At 72.7% G+C, this 17,970-nt stretch carries 18 protein-coding genes and 1 pseudogene; 12 read left to right on the top strand and 7 right to left on the bottom strand.

All coding sequences use genetic code 11. The annotated features are described in order from the left end of the window. Positions 1 to 63 precede the first annotated feature (63 nt). Together ACWIGU_RS20730 and ACWIGU_RS20725 are read left to right on the top strand one after the other, a co-directional pair. Positions 64 to 267, top strand: a complete 204-nt coding sequence (locus ACWIGU_RS20730; RefSeq protein WP_005318814.1) for a cold-shock protein — start codon at positions 64 to 66, stop codon at positions 265 to 267. A 190-nt stretch (positions 268 to 457) separates the two neighbouring features. Next, positions 458 to 2,158, top strand: coding sequence for a DEAD/DEAH box helicase (locus tag ACWIGU_RS20725; RefSeq protein WP_454402863.1), 1,701 nt, complete (start codon positions 458 to 460; stop codon positions 2,156 to 2,158). Between the two features lie 94 nt (positions 2,159 to 2,252). Here the strand turns inward: ACWIGU_RS20725 and ACWIGU_RS20720 are convergent, their stop codons facing one another. From ACWIGU_RS20720 to ACWIGU_RS20700, 5 genes and pseudogenes are all read right to left on the bottom strand, one after another. Next, positions 2,253 to 3,164 (bottom strand): tyrosine-protein phosphatase, encoded by a 912-nt coding sequence (locus ACWIGU_RS20720; RefSeq protein WP_454402861.1) that lies wholly within the window; start codon positions 3,162 to 3,164, stop codon positions 2,253 to 2,255. Positions 3,165 to 3,191: 27 nt separating this feature from the next. Continuing rightward, complete coding sequence (locus ACWIGU_RS20715; RefSeq protein WP_454403098.1) at positions 3,192 to 4,241, bottom strand: NAD(P)H-dependent flavin oxidoreductase; 1,050 nt, start codon at positions 4,239 to 4,241, stop codon at positions 3,192 to 3,194. 11 nt (positions 4,242 to 4,252) lie between these two features. Further along, complete coding sequence (locus ACWIGU_RS20710; protein WP_454403096.1) at positions 4,253 to 5,017, bottom strand: CoA-transferase subunit beta; 765 nt, start codon at positions 5,015 to 5,017, stop codon at positions 4,253 to 4,255. A 45-nt stretch (positions 5,018 to 5,062) separates the two neighbouring features. After that, positions 5,063 to 5,914, bottom strand: a pseudogene (locus ACWIGU_RS20705) (CoA transferase subunit A); the annotation flags it as partial. Continuing rightward, a complete protein-coding gene (locus tag ACWIGU_RS20700) occupies positions 5,911 to 6,738 on the bottom strand; it encodes an enoyl-CoA hydratase family protein (protein WP_454402859.1) in 828 nt (275 codons plus the stop codon). The pseudogene ACWIGU_RS20705 and the gene ACWIGU_RS20700, both read right to left, overlap by 4 nt. An 88-nt stretch (positions 6,739 to 6,826) precedes the next feature. Here ACWIGU_RS20700 and ACWIGU_RS20695 point away from each other — a divergent pair, with 88 nt between their 5' ends. From ACWIGU_RS20695 to ACWIGU_RS20660, 8 genes are all read left to right on the top strand, one after another. After that, positions 6,827 to 7,582 carry an SDR family oxidoreductase gene (locus tag ACWIGU_RS20695; protein ID WP_454402857.1) on the top strand — a complete coding sequence of 252 codons (756 nt, stop codon included), beginning with the start codon at positions 6,827 to 6,829 and terminating at the stop codon, positions 7,580 to 7,582. Between the two features lie 49 nt (positions 7,583 to 7,631). After that, positions 7,632 to 8,555 carry an SDR family oxidoreductase gene (locus ACWIGU_RS20690; protein WP_454403095.1) on the top strand — a complete coding sequence of 308 codons (924 nt, stop codon included), beginning with the start codon at positions 7,632 to 7,634 and terminating at the stop codon, positions 8,553 to 8,555. Positions 8,556 to 8,741: 186 nt separating this feature from the next. Beyond that, positions 8,742 to 9,524 (top strand): 2-keto-4-pentenoate hydratase, encoded by a 783-nt coding sequence (locus ACWIGU_RS20685; RefSeq protein ID WP_454402855.1) that lies wholly within the window; start codon positions 8,742 to 8,744, stop codon positions 9,522 to 9,524. Between the two features lie 34 nt (positions 9,525 to 9,558). Next, on the top strand, positions 9,559 to 10,458 hold the full coding sequence (locus ACWIGU_RS20680) for an acetaldehyde dehydrogenase (acetylating) (protein ID WP_454402853.1): 900 nt from the start codon (positions 9,559 to 9,561) through the stop codon (positions 10,456 to 10,458). Further along, positions 10,455 to 11,480 (top strand): 4-hydroxy-2-oxovalerate aldolase, encoded by a 1,026-nt coding sequence (dmpG, locus tag ACWIGU_RS20675; protein ID WP_454402851.1) that lies wholly within the window; start codon positions 10,455 to 10,457, stop codon positions 11,478 to 11,480. The genes ACWIGU_RS20680 and dmpG overlap by 4 nt, the downstream gene beginning before the upstream one ends. A 17-nt stretch (positions 11,481 to 11,497) precedes the next feature. Beyond that, on the top strand, positions 11,498 to 12,643 hold the full coding sequence (locus ACWIGU_RS20670; RefSeq protein WP_454402849.1) for a Rieske 2Fe-2S domain-containing protein: 1,146 nt from the start codon (positions 11,498 to 11,500) through the stop codon (positions 12,641 to 12,643). Further along, a complete protein-coding gene (locus tag ACWIGU_RS20665) occupies positions 12,643 to 12,870 on the top strand; it encodes a hypothetical protein (RefSeq protein WP_454402847.1) in 228 nt (75 codons plus the stop codon). The genes ACWIGU_RS20670 and ACWIGU_RS20665 overlap by 1 nt, the downstream gene beginning before the upstream one ends. Continuing rightward, entirely contained in the window at positions 12,863 to 13,867 is a 1,005-nt protein-coding gene (locus ACWIGU_RS20660) for a 2Fe-2S iron-sulfur cluster-binding protein (RefSeq protein ID WP_454402845.1), read from the top strand. Before ACWIGU_RS20665 ends, ACWIGU_RS20660 begins: the two co-directional genes overlap by 8 nt. 48 nt (positions 13,868 to 13,915) lie before the next feature. Here ACWIGU_RS20660 and ACWIGU_RS20655 read toward each other — a convergent pair whose 3' ends face one another. Together ACWIGU_RS20655 and ACWIGU_RS20650 are read right to left on the bottom strand one after the other, a co-directional pair. Further along, a complete protein-coding gene (locus tag ACWIGU_RS20655; protein ID WP_454402843.1) occupies positions 13,916 to 14,785 on the bottom strand; it encodes an IclR family transcriptional regulator in 870 nt (289 codons plus the stop codon). Positions 14,786 to 14,954: 169 nt separating this feature from the next. Then, a complete protein-coding gene (locus ACWIGU_RS20650) occupies positions 14,955 to 15,662 on the bottom strand; it encodes an HAD family hydrolase (protein ID WP_454402841.1) in 708 nt (235 codons plus the stop codon). A gap of 240 nt (positions 15,663 to 15,902) precedes the next feature. On the opposite strand from ACWIGU_RS20650, the gene hsaA reads away from it, so the two are divergent. Beyond that, entirely contained in the window at positions 15,903 to 17,087 is a 1,185-nt protein-coding gene (hsaA, locus tag ACWIGU_RS20645) for a 3-hydroxy-9,10-secoandrosta-1,3,5(10)-triene-9,17-dione monooxygenase oxygenase subunit (RefSeq protein ID WP_454402839.1), read from the top strand. Continuing rightward, on the top strand, positions 17,084 to 17,965 hold the full coding sequence (gene hsaD / locus ACWIGU_RS20640) for a 4,5:9,10-diseco-3-hydroxy-5,9,17-trioxoandrosta-1(10),2-diene-4-oate hydrolase (protein ID WP_454402837.1): 882 nt from the start codon (positions 17,084 to 17,086) through the stop codon (positions 17,963 to 17,965). The genes hsaA and hsaD overlap by 4 nt, the downstream gene beginning before the upstream one ends. The last annotated feature ends 5 nt before the right edge of the window (positions 17,966 to 17,970 follow it).

Genomic DNA, 17,970 nt, shown 5'->3' with positions numbered 1-17,970 from the left:
AATGGTGCGACTGGAGATTCGAAGGACTCGGATTTCCGTACCGCCCCAGTAAAGGAGATTGTTATGGCCACCGGAACCGTGAAGTGGTTCAACTCGGAAAAGGGCTTCGGCTTCATCGAGCAGGACGGCGGCGGCGCCGACGTCTTCGCCCACTACTCCAACATCGCCACCTCGGGCTTCCGTGAGCTCCAGGAGGGCCAGAAGGTGACGTTCGACGTCACGCAGGGCCAGAAGGGCCCCCAGGCGGAGAACATCCTCCCCGCCTGAAACACCGCTTGATCCCAAGGATCACGCACCCCACGGCCGGGGTCCGCACCGCGAAGGTGCGGGCCCCGGCCCGTGCTGTCCCCAGGCCGGCGGCCCGCAGACGCGTCGATGGCCACACCAGGCCGACGGCTCGCAGACGCGTCGATGGCCACCGGCTCCCGGCCGCCCAGGCCCAGGAAGGCATGCCCGCATGGCTAACCCCGCACGTCCGCCCCGCCCGACCCGCAACCGGTCCGCATCCGCTTCAGGAAACGCGGGCGCCGGAAACGCCGGAAGGAATTCCCGGGGCGGAAGGTCCGGCGGAAAGGGCCGCGTTCCCGAGCGCAGGCCCACGCCGCCGCAGGAATTCACGATGCCGGAGAACACGACGCCCGCGCTGCCCGCGGCCGCGACGTTCGCCGAGCTCGACATGCCGGCCGGCCTTCTGAAGACGCTCACCGAGCAGGGCGTCACCGAGCCGTTCCCCATTCAGGGCGCCACCCTCCCCAACTCCCTCGCGGGACGCGACCTCCTCGGCCGCGGCCGCACCGGCTCCGGCAAGACCCTCGCGTTCGGCCTGCCGATGCTCGCCCGCACCGCCGGCCTCAAGGCCGAGCCGCGCATGCCGCTGGCCCTCGTCCTCGTGCCGACCCGCGAGCTCGCCCAGCAGGTCACCGACGCCCTCACGCCGTACGCGGGCGCGGTCAGGCTCCGTCTGGCCACCGTCGTCGGCGGCATGTCGATCTCCCGCCAGGCGTCCTCCCTGCGCCGCGGCGCGGAGGTCGTCGTGGCGACGCCCGGCCGCCTCAAGGACCTCATCGAGCGCGGCGACTGCGACCTGTCCGAGGTGCGGATCACCGTCCTCGACGAGGCCGACCAGATGGCCGACATGGGCTTCATGCCGCAGGTCACGGCGCTCCTCAAGCAGGTCGCCCCCGGCGGCCAGACCATGCTGTTCTCGGCGACGCTCGACCGGAACGTCGACCGGCTCGTCCGGCAGTTCCTGACCGACCCGGTCGTCCACTCCGTGGACCCGTCGGCCGGCGCCGTCACCACGATGGAGCACCACGTCCTCCACGTGCTCGACGAGACCGACAAGAAGGCCGTCACCGCGCGCATCGCCGCCCGCGAAGGCCGCGTGATCCTCTTCGTCGACACCAAGCGGTCGGCCGACCGGCTCGCCAAGCGGCTCCTCGCCAGCGGAGTCCTCGCGGCGCCGCTGCACGGCGGACGCTCGCAGCCGCAGCGCAACCGCACCCTGGAACAGTTCAAGGACGGCCGGGTCACGGCCCTCGTCGCCACGAACGTCGCCGCCCGCGGCATACACGTCGACGACCTCGGCCTCGTCGTGAACGTCGACCCGCCGACCGAGCACAAGGACTACCTGCACCGCGGCGGCCGCACCGCCCGCGCCGGCGAGTCCGGCAGCGTCGTCACGCTGGTCCTGCCCGAGCAGAAGCGCGACGTCACGCGCCTCATGCGGGACGCGGGCATCCGGCCGCAGAACACCCAGGTCAAGTCGACCGACGAAGAGCTCGTCCGCATCACCGGCGCGCGGGAGCCCTCCGGCGTCCCCGCCGTCATCGAGGTCCCGGAGCCGACCGCTCCGGCCGCCTCCGGTGCCCGCAAGCCGCGGCGCAGCCGTGGCGGCAGCGGACGCGGCCAGGGCGGCGGCCAGGCAGGGCGTGCCCAGGGCGGGCGCGCTCAGGCCGGGCGCGGCGAAGGCGGCGGCCAGGGCGGCGGGCGCGGCCAGGCCGTCCAGGGCGGTCGCTCCCAGGGCGCCGGCGGCCGGGGTCAGGGCGGCCGTGGCCAGGGCGGTCCCGGGCAGGGCGGCGCCGGTCAGAGCGCCGGCGGGCGCGGCGGCCGGGCGCGGCGCGGTCCGCGTGACGCCGGGCGCGGCGCGGCCGCGTAAGCGGTACCCCAGCTGAACAGCGGGGCGGTGGGACGAGGCGAACAGCCTCGCCCCACCGCCCCGCTTCGCGTTCGCGTCAGTCTTCGCGTTCGCGTCAGTCGAGCAGCCGGTGGCGCAGGGCCGCGACGGTGTCCAGGCCGAGGCCGAGCCCCTGCGAGACGTACCGGCCCAGGCTTCCGTAGTCCGCCCGCGCCTGGTCGACGGCCGCCGACAGATACTCCGTGCGGACCTCCTGGAGGGGGATCAGCAGGTCCGGGTCGACCATCATGCCGGACTGCTTCAGCCCGTCCCGCACCTTCGCGTCGTGCGCGGCACGGAGGGCGTTCGACGCCAAGTAGTCGTCCACGGCGGTCCGTTCGGGCACGCCGAGCAGAAGCAGCAGGACGTACGTCGTCCAGCCTGTGCGGTCCTTCCCCGACGTGCAGTGGTACAGGAGCGCGCCCCGGCCGCCGGTGCCGTACGCGGCGTCGCGCAGGGTGGTCGCGAACCGCGCGCGGTTGTCCGCGTCCGACACGAACCGCGGATACACGCTGCGCATGAAGGCGGCCGCCCGGCCGCCGCCGAGCATCTCCTCCTGCCGGACGGGGTCCTTGGAACCGATGGCGGCCATCATCTGCGCGTACAGGCCGTTGTCGGACACCGGTCGCGAGTCCGGGGCGAGGCCGGCGGGGAGGCGGTCCGCGCCGTCGTACTGGACCTCCACCGGCACCCGGTAGTCGACCACCCGGCGCAGACCGAGGCCCGAGAGCGTCGTGACGTCGGCGTCGGTGAGCTTGGACAGGGCGTCGGAGCGGTAGACGAGCCCGTGGCGGACACGACCGCCGCCGAGGGCACGGTAGCCGCCCACGTCACGGACGTTGACCGCGCCCTGGAGGGGGACGTGCCGGATCGGCGGGTCCTGGTACGGACGCCGTCCGGCCGCGGCGGCACCGGGCGCGACGGCCGCGGCCGTCAGGGTGGTGAGCGCGGCGCCGACCAGGGCGCGTCTGGACACAGTGCGTGGCATCGCTGAACTCCCTTGCGGGAAGCGGGATCACCCTGGGGTAGGCAGGGTGCCGAGCGCGTGCCGGGCCTCGGCCATCACGCGGGTGACGAGTTCCTCGCAGCTCGGTAGGTCCTCGATCACCCCCGCGACCTGGCCCGATGCCATGACGCCGAGGTCGGTGCGGCCCTCGACCATGGACGCCTTGAGGAGCATGGGGGTGTTCGCGGCGAGCAGGACCTGGCTCCACGACAGTTGCTTGCCGTGCTTCATCGCCAGCCCGTCGCGGACCATCTGCGGCCAGCTCAGGCCCGACAGCTTCCTGAACCCGGCGGCCCGCCGCACGGCCTGCGCGAGCGCGCGCGTACGCCCCGCCCGTTCAAGTGAGTTGACGAGATCGGTGCGCAGCATGCGGTGCGGCAGACCGTCCACGGCCGTCGTCACGGTGACGTCCTTGACCGTGGCCGCCAGATATCTCGCCTTCACCGCGTCCGGGACGGTCGAGTCGGAGGTGAGCAGGAAACGGGTGCCCATGGCGACGCCGGCCGCGCCGTACGCGAGGGCAGCGACCAGGCCGCGCCCGTCGTGGAACCCGCCCGCGCCGATCACCGGGATGTCCACGGCGTCCACGACCTGCGGCAGCAGCACCGTCGTCGCGACGTCCCCCGTGTGGCCGCCGCCCTCGCCGCCCTGCACGATGACGGCGTCAGCGCCCCACGCGGCGACCTTCTCGGCGTGACGCCGGGCACCGATGGAGGGGATGACGACGACGCCCGCGTCCTTCAGCTCGGCGATCAGGTCACGGGACGGCGCGAGCGCGAACGAGGCGACCCGCACACCCTCGTCGATGATCACCCGCACGCGGTCCCGCGCGTCACCGGCGTCCGCGCGCAGATTGACCCCGAAGGGTTCGCCCGTACGGGACTTCACCTCGCGCACCGCCGACCTGAGCTGGTCGAGGGTCATGGTGGCGGAGGCGAGGATGCCGAGCGCCCCGGCGTTCGCCGACGCCGACACGAGGCGCGGGCCCGCGATCCAGCCCATGCCGGTCTGCACGAGCGGGTGGCGCACGCCGACCAGCTTGGTGAACGCCGTCTCGATGGCCGCGTCGCTCATACGGGCCTGACCTCGCGGTCGCGCAGGCCCTTCGGGTCGATGACGTCGCGGATCAGCCGGAGCTCCTCGGGGGTGGGTTCGCGTGTGTACGGCACGTCGCCCCCGTCCGGCAGGACAAGCGGGAAGCCCGTCGCCGCGATCACCTCGTCGACGGTGACCCCGGGGTGCACGGACGCGAGGCGCATCGAGCGGTCCGGCGTCTCGAAGTCGAAGACGCCGAGGTTCGACACGACGCGCGGGATGCGGTGGTAGCGCGTCGCCGACGGTCCCGCCGCGGCGGCGCTGTCGTACCCGACCCCGCTGATCATGTCGACCTTCTCGACGAACACGCGCCCGGAGTGCTTCGGGACCCAGTAACTCACCGGATTGTTGAGGGTGTTGACGGGTGCGCCGCGGACCCCGAGCAACTGGCGGGCGGGGCGGTCCCAGTCGCCGATGCACGAGATGTTCTGGTTGCCGTGCCGGTCGATCTGGCTCGCGCCCATCATCACGTGGCGCCTGCCGCCGGTGACCATGGTGAGGTGCTGACGGTACGGAAGCCAGCCCTCCGGCTCCCCGTCGAGACCCACGGTCATCGCCTCGCCGTCGGTGAGGAGCAGATCGGGGGAGAAGGTGCGCTTGGCGAGGCGGGCCCCGACCGACGGGATCAGGCCCATGGGGCTCGCCAGGATCTCACCGCTGTCGCGCCAGGCGTCGGCGCAGGCGATGACGCAGTATTCGGCGCGGGTGGGGGTCGTGGCGGACGTGGTGGTTGGTGTCACCGGTGTGGCTGGTGTCGCCGGTGTGGCGGTGACTCCGGGGGATTGCTCGCGCTCCGCGTGCCAGGTCCGTACGGCTTCCTGGTAGCTCTTCTCGTCGCCGCGCGCCGGCAGGAAGCGTTCGGCGAACTCGGGCCAGGGTGTGGTCGCGTACAGCTTCTGGAATGCTTCGTCCCGCCCGTAGTCGGGGGCGCACGACGTGAAGTGCGCGCCGTTCGGCGTCTCGACCACGCCGGTGACCGCATGCCGCTTGACGAGGAGGGTCTGCGGAACGGCGTCCCCGACGTCGCCGAATCCCTCCACCAGCTCCTCGCACGACACGTACGCCGTGTCGGCCGCCTCGCAGAACAGGTCGTCGAAGTACGGGTCGGGGCCGAGGTACTGGCCGTTTCCGTGCCGGTCCGCGCGGTTCACGTGGACGAGCGCCGCGTCCATCCGCAGCGCCGGCATGGCAACCAGCGTCTCCCCGTCCTCGTACGGCGAACCGACCGTCTTCAGCGCGGGGTTGACGCGCATGACGTCCGAGCCGATGCCGGCCCGCACGGGGATGAAGGGGAGCCGGTTCGCCGCGGCGTGCAGGCCCCACATGAACATCGCCTCGTCGACCTCCGTCAGTTCGAACGCGCCGCGCTGGCGGGCCTCGCGGAAGTGCGGTTCGAGCGGGATCGAGTCGAGGGTCACGAAGGCGGTGACCAGCTTGCGGATCTTCCCGGCGGCGGCGAGCAGGCCTACGTCCGGGCCGCCGTACGCGACGACGGTGAGATCCGTGACGTCGCTGCGCAGCAGGGCCCGTACGAGGGCCATGGGTTTGCGGCGCGAGCCCCAGCCACCGATGCCGATGGTCATGCCGCTGCTCAGGCGGGCGACGACGTCCTCGGGCGTCATGGTCTTGTCCGTCACTTGGCTTCCCCCTTGGTTGCCGTGTCCGTGCCTGCGGCAGTACTTGTGCCTGCGCCTGCGTCAGTACCTGTGCCTGCGTCCGTGCCGAACGTGTCGCGGACGCGGTCCGCGACGCCGCTGAGGTTCGCCTCGAAGGTGAAGCCCTGCTCGAAGCGGTAGCTCCGGCGTACGTCGACGGGGTCGATGCCGTTGATCGCGGCCTTGGCGAGGCGGATGAGCGAGCCGTCCTTGCGGGCGATCTCGCGGGCCAGGTCCAGTGCGGCGGCCCGGAGTCCGGCCCGCGGCACGACCTTCCAGACGGAACCGTGCGCGTGCAGTTCCTGCGCCGTCGCCGTGCGCGAGGTGTAGTAGAGGGCTCGCATCAGGTGCTGCGGCACGAGCCTGGCGAGATGGGTCGCGGCGCCGAGCGCTCCGCGGTCGAGCTCGGGGAGGCCGAAGGTGGCGTCGTCCGAGGCGACGATCGCGTCCGCGTTGCCCACGAGGCCGATGCCGCCGCCCAGGCAGAAGCCGCCCACCGCGGCGACGACCGGCACCTCGCACTCGTACACGGCCGCGAAGGCCTCGTAGCAGCCGCGGTTGGCGCCGATGAGGGTGCCGTGGCCGCCGGACGCCGTGTCGCGCTGCATCTCCTTGATGTCGACGCCCGCGTTGAACCCCCGGCCCTCGGAGGCGAGGACGACGCAGCGCACGTCCGGGTCGCGGCCCGCCGCGCGCAGGGCGTCGGCCAGGTCGTACCAGCCCCGCACCGGCAGCGCGTTGACCGGAGGGAAGTCCACCGTGACGACGGCGATCCCCTTTTCGGGTGAGGAGGTGGAGACACCCATGGCGTTCAGCTACCTTTCCACCTAACGTTTGTTTGGTAGGAAGGTAGCAGGCGATGGGGACGAGCGGAATGGACCTGGGGTGGATGGCATGGATCTGAGCTCAAGGCCCCTGAGGGGAAGGGTCGCGGTCGTCACCGGGGGCACACGGGGCGTGGGGGCCGGGATCGCGGCGGCGTTCGTGCGGGCGGGGGCGGATGTCGTGGTGTGTGCGCGCAGACCCCCCGATGAGCCCCTGCCCGGCTGCGAGTTCCAACCGGTCGACCTGCGGGACGGTCCGGCCGTACGGCGCTTCTTCGCGGGCCTCGACCGGGTGGACGTGCTGGTGAACAACGCGGGAGGCACGCCGTACCGGCTGCTCGGCGAGTCCGACGCGGAGCGGCACGCGCGCGTGGTCGAGCTCAATCTCACGGCGCCGATGACCGCGTCGCTGGCCGCGCGGGAGCAACTGCGGCGCACGCGCGGCTCCGTCGTGATGATCGGCAGCGTGAGCGGCGCGAGACCCTCGCCGGGCACGGCGGCCTACGGGGCGGCCAAGGCGGGCCTGGAGAACCTGGCGCGCTCGATGGCGGTGGAGTGGGCGCCCGAGATACGGGTGAACACGCTGGTCCTCGGGATGGTGCGCACCGAGCTGTCCCATCTGCACTACGGGGACGAGGAAGGCGTGGCGGCGGTGGGGCGCACGGTGCCGGTCGGCCGCCTCGCCGAGCCGTCGGAGATCGGGGACGCGGCGGTGTTCCTCGCCTCGGACGCGGCGTCGTACATCACGGGGGCGAGCCTCCTGGTGCACGGAGGCGGGGAGCGGCCGGCGTTCCTGGACGCGGCAACTGTCAACAAGGAGGCGTGACATGGAGAAGGGCACGGGAGCGGACATGGGTGCGGACATGGGTGCGGACATGGGTGCGGGTGCTGGTTCGGGGCTGTGTGCGGGGCGGGTCGTGATCGTGACGGGGGCCGGGCGTGGCCTGGGGCGCGCGCACGCGCTGGCGTTCGCCGCCGAGGGCGCACGGGTCGTGGTCAACGATCTGGGGGTGGGTCTGGACGGGGCCCCGGCACCGGACAGTCCGGCGGCCCAAGTGGTCGAGGAGATACGGGCCCTGGGCGGCGAGGCGGTCGCCCACGGCGGGGACATCGCGACCACGGAGGGCGCCGCGTCCCTCGTCGCCACGGCCCTCGACACCTTCGGGCGCCTGGACACGCTGGTCAACAACGCCGGCTTTCTCCGCGACCGGATGCTGGTCAACCTCGACGAGGACGACTGGGACGCGGTCATGCGGGTGCATCTCAAGGGCCACTTCCTGCCCCTGAAGCACGCGGCGGAGCACTGGCGCGCGGAGGCGAAGGCGGGCAGGACACCCTCGGCCCGGGTCGTGAACACGTCGTCGGGGGCGGGGCTGCTCGGCTCGGTGGGGCAGGGCAACTACAGCGCGGCGAAGGCCGGCATCGTGGGACTGACTCTGGTGGCCGCGGCGGAGATGGGGCGGTACGGGGTGCAGGTGAACGCGGTCGCGCCTGCGGCCCGCACCCGCATGACGGAGCGCACGTTCGCCGACACGATGGCCGCCCCCGAGGACGGCTTCGACGCGATGGCCCCGGAGAACGTGTCGCCGGTGGTGGTGTGGCTCGGCTCCGCCGCGAGCGACGGCGTGACCGGCCGCGTCTTCGAGGCGGAGGCCGGCCGCATCACGGTCATGGAGAGCTGGCGCCCGGGCCCCACCGCCGACAAGGCAGCGCGCTGGACCCCGGCCGAGGCCGGCGAGGCGGCGAGGGAACTCCTCGGCAGGGCGGAGGTTCCGGGGGCGGTGTACGGGGCCGGGTGAAGCCGCCCCCGTAGGGGCGTGCCCCTGCCCCTACGGGCCCGCCGACACCTTCCCGCTGAGCTGCGTCACCTTCCCGCTGAGCGGGAATCCGGCCTCCCTCCACGTCCCGGCTCCGGCCTACCGTCTGGCCCACCGCGGTAGCACCGCACCGCACCGCGGGTCAGACCGCCACCCCAAGGAGCCGAGATGCTGGACGTCCGGAGTCGACAGGAGGCCGCCGCGCTGCTGCGTCGCGCCGAGCTCGGCCGCAGCCCCGTCGCGCCCCTGGCCGGCGCGTTCGAGGGCATCGGCACCGAGGACGCGTACGAGATCCAGCTGATCAACATCCGGCACAGGACCGCCCTGGGTGCCCAGGTCACCGGGCACAAGGTGGGCCTCTCGTCGCCGGTGATGCAGCGCATGATGGGCGTCGACGAGCCGGACTACGGCCATCTCCTCGACGACATGGAGCTGCGCGAGGACCGGCCCGTGGACACCGTCCGCTACTGCGCGCCCCGCGTCGAGGCCGAGATCGGATTCGTACTCGGCGACGACCTCCCGGGCGAGGGCTGCACCCCGGCCGACGTCCTCGCCGCGACCGAACGCGTCGTGCCCGCCCTGGAGTTGATCGACAGCCGGATCGCCGACTGGCGCATCGCCATCGCCGACACGATCGCCGACAACGCCTCGTCCGCCGGTTACGTCATCGGCGAGGGCCGCGACCCGCGCCAGCTCGACCTGAAAGCCGTCGAGGCGCGGCTCACCTGCGACGGCGACGAGCTCGCACGGGGCCGCGGTGACGCCGTGCTCGGCGACCCCGCCGTCTCCGTCGCCTGGCTGGCCCGCACCGTCGCCCGCTTCGGCGTGCCCCTGCGCAAGGGGCACGTCATCCTGCCCGGCTCCTGCACCCGCGCCGTCGATGTCGAAGCGGGCCGCACCTATACCGCCGAGTTCACCGGACTCGGCGCCGTATCGCTCTCGTTCCGATGACCCCGACGGGTCCGCTGACTCTGCTGAGGTACGTATGACTTCGAAGAAGGCCACCGCCGCGATCGTCGGCTCCGGGAACATCGGCACCGACCTCCTCCACAAGCTCCACCGCTCCCCGTACATCGAGCCGCGCTGGATGATCGGCGTCGATCCCGACAGCGCGGGCCTCGCGCGGGCCCGGAAGCTGGGGGTCGAGGCGAGCCACGAGGGCGTCGAGCACCTGCTCGCCCAGGACGAGCGGCCCGACCTCGTCTTCGAGGCGACGAGCGCCTACGTCCACCGCGCCAACGCCCCGCGCTACGCCGAACTCGGCATCCGGGCCATCGACCTGACCCCGGCCGCCGTCGGCCCCGCCGTGGTCCCGCCCGCGAACCTCACCGCGCATCTCGACGCGCCCAACATCAACATGATCACCTGCGGCGGCCAGGCCACCATCCCCATGGTGTACGCGGTCTCACGCGTCGCCCCCGTCGCGTACGCGGAGATCGTGGCGTCCGTAGCCTCGGTGTCCGCGGGGCCCGGCACCCGCGCGAACATCGACGAGTTCACCCGTACGACGTCCCGCGGCATCGAGGAGATCGGCGGCGCCGCGCGCGGCAAGGCGATCATCATCCTCAACCCCGCCGAGCCACCCGTCATCATGCGCGACACCGTCTTCTGCGCCATTCCCGAGGACACCGACCGTGACGCGATCACCCTCTCCGTGAAGGAGATCGCCGAGAGCGTGGCGACGTACGTGCCCGGCTACCGGCTGCGCACGGAACCGCAGTTCGACGACCCCGATCCCATGAACGGCGGGATGGCGCGCGTCGCGATCTTCCTGGAGGTGGAGGGTGCGGGCGACTTCTTGCCGCCGTACGCAGGAAACCTCGACATCATGACCGCCGCCGCGACGAAGGCCGGCGAGGAGCTCGCAAAGGGGATCAGCAAGTGAAGCCGTACTCACAGACGCTCGACATCCGCGTCACCGACTCCTCGCTGCGCGACGGTTCGCACGCGAAGCGGCACCAGTTCACCGCCGACGACGTACGCAGCATCGTCGGCGCCCTCGACGGCGCGGGGGTCCCCGTCATCGAGGTCACGCACGGCGACGGCCTGGGCGGCTCGTCCTTCACCTACGGGTTCTCGAAGACGCCCGAGCAGGAGCTCATCAAGGCCGCCGTCGACACGGCGCGGCAGGCGCGCATCGCGTTCCTGATGCTGCCCGGCCTCGGCGTGATGGACGACATCAGGGCCGCGCACGCGAACGGCGCGCGCGTGTGCCGCATCGCGACGCACTGCACGGAGGCCGACATCTCCGTCCAGCACTTCGGCCTCGCGCGGGAGATGGGCCTGGAGACCGTCGGATTCCTGATGATGGCGCACTCCACGACCCCGGAGCGGCTCGCCGCCCAGGCCAGGATCATGGCCGACGCAGGCTGCCAGTGCGTGTACGTCGTCGACTCGGCCGGCGCCCTGGTCATGGACGACGTCACCGACCGGGTGTCCGCGCTTGTCGCCGAGCTGGGCGACGACGCGCAGGTCGGCTTCCACGGGCACGAGAACCTCGGCCTGGGCGTGGGCAATTCCGTGGCCGCCGTGCGCGCCGGAGCGCTGCAGATCGACGGCTCGACACGGCGGCTCGGCGCGGGCGCGGGCAACACGCCCCTCGAGGCGTTCGCCGCCGTCTGCCACAAGATGGGCCTGCGCACCGGCATCGACGTACTGAAGATCATCGACGCGGCCGAGGACGTCGTGCGGCCCGTCATGGACGACGAGTGCCTGCTCGACCGGATGTCCCTCCTGATGGGGCACGCCGGCGTCTACTCCAGCTTCCTCAAGCACGCCTACCGGCAGGCGGAGCGCTACGGCGTCTCCGGTGCCGAGATCCTGCTGCGCGCCGGGGAGCGCCGCCTCGTCGGCGGCCAGGAGGACCAGCTCATCGACATCGCCGTCGAACTCGCGGCACGCGACTGAAGGGCAGGACACGCGACATGAGCGCACAGCGGCAAGAGGTCCGCGTCATCGAGGCCGGCGCACCGCCGGCCCGCTACGCCCGCGGCTGGCACTGCCTGGGCCTGGCCACCGCCTTCCGTGACGGCGGCCCGCACGAGATCGAGGCGTTCGGTACGAAGCTCGTCGTCTTCCGGGGGGAGCCCGCGGCGGGAGGTCCCGGCCGCCTGCACGTCCTCAACGCGTACTGCCCCCACATGGGCGGCAACCTCGCCCACGGCACCGTCAAGGGTGACGCCGTCGCCTGCCCGTTCCACGACTGGCGCTGGGCGGGCGACGGGCGCTGCGCCGGCATCCCGTACGCGCGACGCGTCCCGCCGCGCGCCAGGACCCGCGCCTGGACCACCCTCGAACGCAACGGCCAGCTCTACGTGTGGCACGACCCCGAGGGCCATGAGCCCCCGCCCGGCGTCACCATCCCGGAGATCGAGGGCTTCGGCAGTCCCGAGTGGTCCGACTGGTCCTGGAGCGCCCTGCGCGTCGAGAACTCCAACTGCCGCGAGATCGTGGACAACGTCGTCGACATGGCGCACTTCTTCTACGTCCACTACGCGTTCCCGAACTACTTCAAGAACGTCTTCGACGGCCATGTCGCCACCCAGTACATGGAGTCCACGCCGCGCGGCGACGTCGAGCTCGGCACGCTGTCGACCGGCGGCGGCCTGCGCTCCGACGCCTCGTACTTCGGCCCCTCGTACATGATCGACAAGCTGTGGAGCGATGTCGGCGGAGGCGTCGAGATGGAGTCGGTCCTCATCAACTGCCATTACCCGATCGACGAGAACAGCTTCATGCTCATGTACGGCGCGATCGTCAGGAAGCTGCCCGGCATGAGTGACGAGCAGGCCGCCGATGCCGCCCGGCTCACCTCCGAGGGGCTCGCGGTCGGCTTCGAGCAGGACGTCGAGATCTGGCGGAACAAGACCCGTATCGACAACCCCCTCCTCACCGAGGAGGACGGTCCCGTCTACCAACTGCGGCGCTGGTACGAGCAGTTCTACGTGGATGCCGGCGACGTCAAGGACGAGATGGTGCGGCGCTTCGAGTTCGAGATCGACACCGAGCGCGCGACCGCCGCCTGGCGCGCGGAGGTCGAGCGGAACCTCGCCCGGCGGAAGGCCGACTGATGCGGCCCGTCCGGTGTGCGGCCTGCGGAAACGAGGTCCTGTGCGAGAAGTTCAGCGCTGCCCACACGCAGATCCAGTGGACCGGGGAGGCGGCCGAGGTCTGCCCGATCATCGCGGAGCGCGTCGCGGCCGGCGAGCTGAGCGCGCGCGTACGGGGTTGCGCGCCCCTGCGGGCGAGCGTCGACGTGGCGGTCGCGAGCGGACTCCTGGGGGTCGCGGATGCCTAGCGTGAGGGTCCGGGTCGCCGAGGTGATACGGGAGACGGCCGACGCGGTCTCCCTCGTCCTGGACGCACAACTCCCGTACAAGCCGGGCCAGTTCATGACCGTACGGCTGCCGGGTGGCGGGGCCCGCTGCTACTCGCTGGCCAGTTCCCCGCACACCGGCGAGCCCATGAAGGTGACGGTGAAGAGGGTCGCCGGGGGAGTCGGGTCGGGCTGGATGTGCGAACGTGTCGCACCTGGCGACGAGCTGGAGGTCCTGCCGCCCGCCGGCACGTTCACGCCGCCCGGCCTCGGCGGGGACCTGCTGCTCGTCGCGGGCGGCAGCGGCATCACGCCCGTCGTCTCCATCGCCAAGTCGGCCCTCGCCGCGGGCCGCGGCCGGGTCGCCCTCCTGTACGCCAATCGTGACGAGGAGTCGGTCATCTTCCGTGAGGAACTCCGGCTCCTGGGAGTCGAGTTCGCGGGCCGGCTCGCCGTCGTGCACTGGCTGGAGACCCTCCAGGGCCTGCCCACGGCCGCCGCCCTGCGCGCACCCCTCGCCCCGTACGCGGGCCGCGACGCCTATCTGTGCGGGCCCGCGCCCCTGATGGACGCGGCCGAGCAGGCGCTGCGGGCGGTGGGCGGGCGATCCGTGCGCAGGGAGCGGTACTTCTCGCTCGGCGACGACGTGTTCGCCGAGCGGGCGGACCAGGCCGAGCGCAGGGACGGGGCCGCGCCGGACGCCGACGACCACCGGCTTCACGTAGAACTCGACGGCGAGGAGCGGGAAGTGGCGTGGCCCGGCGGGACGCCCCTGCTCGACGCCCTGCTCGCCGCCGGTGTCGACGCCCCCTTCTCGTGCCGCGAGGGCGCGTGCAGCGCGTGCTGCTGCCGGGTCACCAAGGGGGAGGTCACGATGGCACGGAACGAGATCCTCGACCAGCGGGACCTGGACGAGGGGTACGTCCTCGCGTGCCAGGCGCTGCCGGTGTCGGACGCGGTGGGGGTCACGTACTCCTGAGGGGCCCGGCCCGCGCGAGTACGGCGGGCCGGGACCGCGGAGCCGGGCCTACATCCACTCGCTCGTCCGCAGCCACCCCATCATGTTGTCCATCGCCTGCTCGGAGACGCCCGGCGCGCAGCTCGGCGGCGGCGCCGAGCGGGTCGCGCGCCCGGGCCCGTACAGGTCGCGCCAGACCGCGCGGGCGCAGGCGAGCACGGCGGGTGCGAGGCGTTCCAGGTCGCGCTGGGCCGTCAGGCCCTTGCCGGACAGGGAGATCGCGGCGACGGCCCGGCCCGCGCCGCGCAGCGGGGCCGCGACGCAGACGACGTCGCGGTGGCTCTCCTCGTGGTCGAAGGCGACGCCCCGGTCGCGGGCCGCGGCGAGCGCGGACCGCAGCGCGGTCGGATGCGTGAGGGTGCGCGGTGTGCGGGGGCGCAGGCCGCGCCCGAGGACGCCCTCGACGGCCGCCGGGTCGCTGAACGCGAGGACCGCCCTGCCGGCGGCCGTGCAGTACGCGGGCATGCGGCCGCCGACCCGCGAGGGCACCGACGTGTCGTGCAGGCCGCCGATCCGCTCCAGACAGACCACGTCGGCGCCGTCGAGGACGTACAGGTGCACCAGGTGCCCGGTCGACTCGTGCAGCGCGTGCAGCCGGGGGAGCGCCGCCCGGCGCAGCCGGTTGTGGTGGGCGGCGAGCGCGCCCAGTTCGAGCATCCCCATGCCCATCCGGTAGTCCCGGCCCTCCCGGTCGAGCCAGCCGAGCCGTACCAGCTGGTCGAGGATGCGATGGGCGGAGGACCGGGGGATTCCGGAGCGCCGGATCACCTCGGTGAGGGAGAGGCGCGGCTGCGCGCCGTCGAAGGCGCCGAGCACCTTCGCGGCCTTCTCCAGGAGCGAGGGCGCGGGGCCCTCGACGAACCCGGTCTGCTCGGGCATGGCTGAACCCCCAGGACAACAGGGCGCATCCGCGACATTGCGGGCGCGTTGACGACCTCGCGCCGACCTTGCCATGTGCCCGCGACCCAGGGGAAGGGCCGGGAGCTACGTATTTCGGTTCGGCATAGCTTTCGCCGTCATGCCGCCCGCTCCGGCCCGCCCGTCGCCGTCACGCCGCGCCCGCCACGAGCGACCGCAGCAGCCCCACATCCGCCCCCGTGAGATCGGCGACGACCGTGCGGCCGGGGGCCGGGGCGATCGGCCGCACCGACGGGATCGCGAGGACCGCGCACCCCGCCGCCTCCGCCGACGCCACCCCCGTCGGGGTGTCCTCCACCGCGACGCACCGCGCGGGCTCCGCGCCGAGGGTCGCCGCCGCCGCGAGATACGGGTCCGGCGCCGGCTTCGTGCGCGGCGTGTCCTCGGCCCCGTACACCGCGTCGAAGACATGCCCGTCGAGGGACTCGGCGATCTGGCGCACCACCGCGCGCGGCGACGCCGACACCAGGGCGGTCGGGACCCCCGCCGCGCGCAGTGCGGCGAGCAGCCGAAGGGCGCCGGGCCGCGGCGGCGCGCCCTCGGCGATCCTGGCGGTGAAGTCCCTGCCCAGTTCGTCCGCGAGGCCCTCGCGGGGCGCGCCCAGGGACTCGTACAGCAGCTCCGCCGCGTCCTCGACCGAGCGCCCGAGCACCGCGGCGCGGCCCTCCTCGTCCAGGGGGCGGCCGTGGCGCACGGACACGGCCTCGACGACCTCGAGCCATATGTCCTCGGTGTCGACGAGCGTGCCGTCCATGTCGAAGAGCACCGCCTGGAGGGCGGAGGGTGCGACGGGCAGCGCGCGGGTGGGCGCGCCGGCGTGGGCGCGAGGGGTGTTCACAGTGCTCCAGAAGCCGAAGGGACGGGCCGGCGTGAAAGCCGACGGGAAAGGCCGACCCTCTCATTACGGTCGCCCGGCATGACAGGCCGGTGAACGGAGCGCGCCGTCCACGCAGCCCACAGGCGACAGCAGGGGAACCCGGCGTGGTTCCCGCTCAGCGGGAACCACCCGTTCTCGGCCCGCGGGAGGCGGGCGTACGGTCCAGCCACTCGAACCCGCACCCAGGAGAGGGGCCCCCGCATGAGCGAATCCCCGGCCACCGCAGCCGCCGTACTCGAAGCGGTCCGCGCCCTCGCGCCGGCGCTGCGCGAACGCGCCGCCGAGGCGGAGGCGCTGCGCAAGGTGCCCGACACGTCGGTCAAGGACCTTGAGCAGGCCGGCTTCTTCCGGCTCCTCCAGCCCCGGGCCTACGGCGGATTCGCCGCAGACCCGGCCGTCTTCTACGCCGCCGTCCGCGAGATCGCCCGGGCCTGCGGCTCCACCGGCTGGGTCGCGTCCGTCGTCGGCGTGCACCCCTGGCACGTCGCGCTCTACGACCCTCGCGCCCAGGAAGAGGTGTGGGGCTCCGACCCGTCGGCCCGGATCTGCTCCTCGTACGCGCCGACCGGCAAGGTCACCCCCGTCGACGGCGGCTTTCGCATCAGCGGCTCCTGGAGTTTCTCCTCCGGCTGTGACCACGCGGACTGGGCGCTGCTCGGCGGTCTCGTCCTGGACGCGGACGGCCGGCCCGTCGACATGCGGACGTTCCTCGTGCCGCGCGCCGAGTACCGCGTCGACGACGTGTGGGACACCGTCGGCCTGCGCGGCACCGGCTCCAACAACGTCGTGTGCGAGGACGTGTTCGTGCCCGAGCACCGCGCCCTCAGCTTCGGCCCGGTCACGGCCCTCGACGTGCCGGGCCACGAGGCCAACCCGGAGCCGCTCTACCGCCTCCCGTACGCCGCCGTCTTCACCACCACCATCTCCACCCCCATCGTCGGCATCGCCGAGGGCGCCCTCGACGCGTACGTGGAGGCCACCCGCAAGCGCTTCCGCATCTCCTACGGCCAGCAGGTCGCCGAGGACCCCTTCGCGCAGGTCCGCATCGCCCGGGCCGCCTCCGACATCGACGCCGCGGGACTTCAACTCCGGCGCAACATCTCCGAGTTGTACGCCTGCGCCGAACGCGGCGACGAACTCCCCATGCCGCTGCGCGCCCGCGCCCGCCGCGACCAGGTCCTCGCCACCGAACGCGCCGTGGCCGCCGTCGACCTGCTCATGGAGAACGCGGGCGGCGGCGCCATGCGCACCGGCCCCAACCCGGTCCAGCGCGCCTGGCGCGACGTCCACACCGGCCGCGGCCACGCCGCCAACGACCCCGAGCGCGCCCTCCTCCTCTCCGGCCAGAGCGCCCTCGGCCTCGACATCCAGGACACGATGCTGTGAGCTTCTCTACCGATACGGTGAATCCCCTTGGCTACGAGGACACTTCGCGGACCGGCAAAGCCGCGGGCCTGACCCTCCACTACCACGAGGCGGGCCCCGACGCCCCGGACACCCCTGCCGTGATCATGCTGCACGGCGGTGGCCCCGGCGCCTCCGGCTGGTCCAACTTCGGCCGCAACCTGCCCGTGTTCGCCGAGCACTTCCGTACCCTCCTGATCGACCAGCCCTGCTACGGCGCCTCCGACAAGCCCGAGCTCACCAAGGACTTCTTCTCCTTCGCGGCCGACGCCGTGGCCGCCCTCATGGATGAACTGGACATCCCCCAGGCGCACTTCGTCGGGAACTCCCTCGGTGGCGGCACCGCGACCCGAATGGCCCTCGACCACCCGGACAAGGTCGGCAAGCTCCTCCTGATGGGCCCGGGCGGCATCTCCGTCAACCTGTTCGCGCCCGACCCGACCGAGGGCATCAAGAAGCTCTTCGCGTTCAACGGCTCGGGCGAGCCGACCCGCGCCATGATGCGCGACTTCCTCACCACCCTCGCGTACGACGCCTCGATCGTCACCGACGCGTTCGTCGAGGAGCGTTACGCGCAGGCCACCGACCCCGAGGCCAAGCTCGGCAACGACCGCATGGCCGCGTCCTTCGCCCGGTGGCCCGCCGACGCGATGCTGTGGCGCGAGGCCCACCGCATCACCGCGCCCACCCTTCTCACCTGGGGCCGCGAGGACCGCGTCAACCCGCTCGACGGCGCCCTGGTCGCCCTCAAGACCATCCCGGACGCGCGCCTGCACGTCTTCCCGCACTGCGGCCACTGGGCGCAGACCGAGCGGTTCGACGAGTTCAACCGCCTCGCCGTCGACTTCTTCTGCAACTAGTCACC

This window comes from Streptomyces sp. NPDC055400, assembly GCF_053644375.1.
The sequence above is the reverse complement of the archived record's forward strand: the minus strand, read 5'-3'. Positions and strand labels throughout refer to the sequence as shown.

Bases quoted from the DNA above. Each gene is read 5' to 3' on its own strand.
- ACWIGU_RS20695 (WP_454402857.1), top strand. From the start codon at position 6,827: ATGGATCTGAGCTCAAGGCCCCTGAGGGGAAGGGTCGCGGTCGTCACC.
- ACWIGU_RS20690 (WP_454403095.1), top strand. From the start codon at position 7,632: ATGGGTGCGGGTGCTGGTTCGGGGCTGTGTGCGGGGCGGGTCGTGATC.
- ACWIGU_RS20700 (WP_454402859.1), bottom strand. From the start codon at position 6,738: ATGGGTGTCTCCACCTCCTCACCCGAAAAGGGGATCGCCGTCGTCACG.
- hsaA (WP_454402839.1), top strand. From the start codon at position 15,903: ATGAGCGAATCCCCGGCCACCGCAGCCGCCGTACTCGAAGCGGTCCGC.
- ACWIGU_RS20730 (WP_005318814.1), top strand. From the start codon at position 64: ATGGCCACCGGAACCGTGAAGTGGTTCAACTCGGAAAAGGGCTTCGGC.
- ACWIGU_RS20725 (WP_454402863.1), top strand. From the start codon at position 458: ATGGCTAACCCCGCACGTCCGCCCCGCCCGACCCGCAACCGGTCCGCA.
- ACWIGU_RS20720 (WP_454402861.1), bottom strand. From the start codon at position 3,164: ATGCCACGCACTGTGTCCAGACGCGCCCTGGTCGGCGCCGCGCTCACC.
- ACWIGU_RS20685 (WP_454402855.1), top strand. From the start codon at position 8,742: ATGCTGGACGTCCGGAGTCGACAGGAGGCCGCCGCGCTGCTGCGTCGC.
- ACWIGU_RS20670 (WP_454402849.1), top strand. From the start codon at position 11,498: ATGAGCGCACAGCGGCAAGAGGTCCGCGTCATCGAGGCCGGCGCACCG.
- ACWIGU_RS20680 (WP_454402853.1), top strand. From the start codon at position 9,559: ATGACTTCGAAGAAGGCCACCGCCGCGATCGTCGGCTCCGGGAACATC.
- ACWIGU_RS20665 (WP_454402847.1), top strand. From the start codon at position 12,643: ATGCGGCCCGTCCGGTGTGCGGCCTGCGGAAACGAGGTCCTGTGCGAG.
- ACWIGU_RS20660 (WP_454402845.1), top strand. From the start codon at position 12,863: ATGCCTAGCGTGAGGGTCCGGGTCGCCGAGGTGATACGGGAGACGGCC.
- ACWIGU_RS20655 (WP_454402843.1), bottom strand. From the start codon at position 14,785: ATGCCCGAGCAGACCGGGTTCGTCGAGGGCCCCGCGCCCTCGCTCCTG.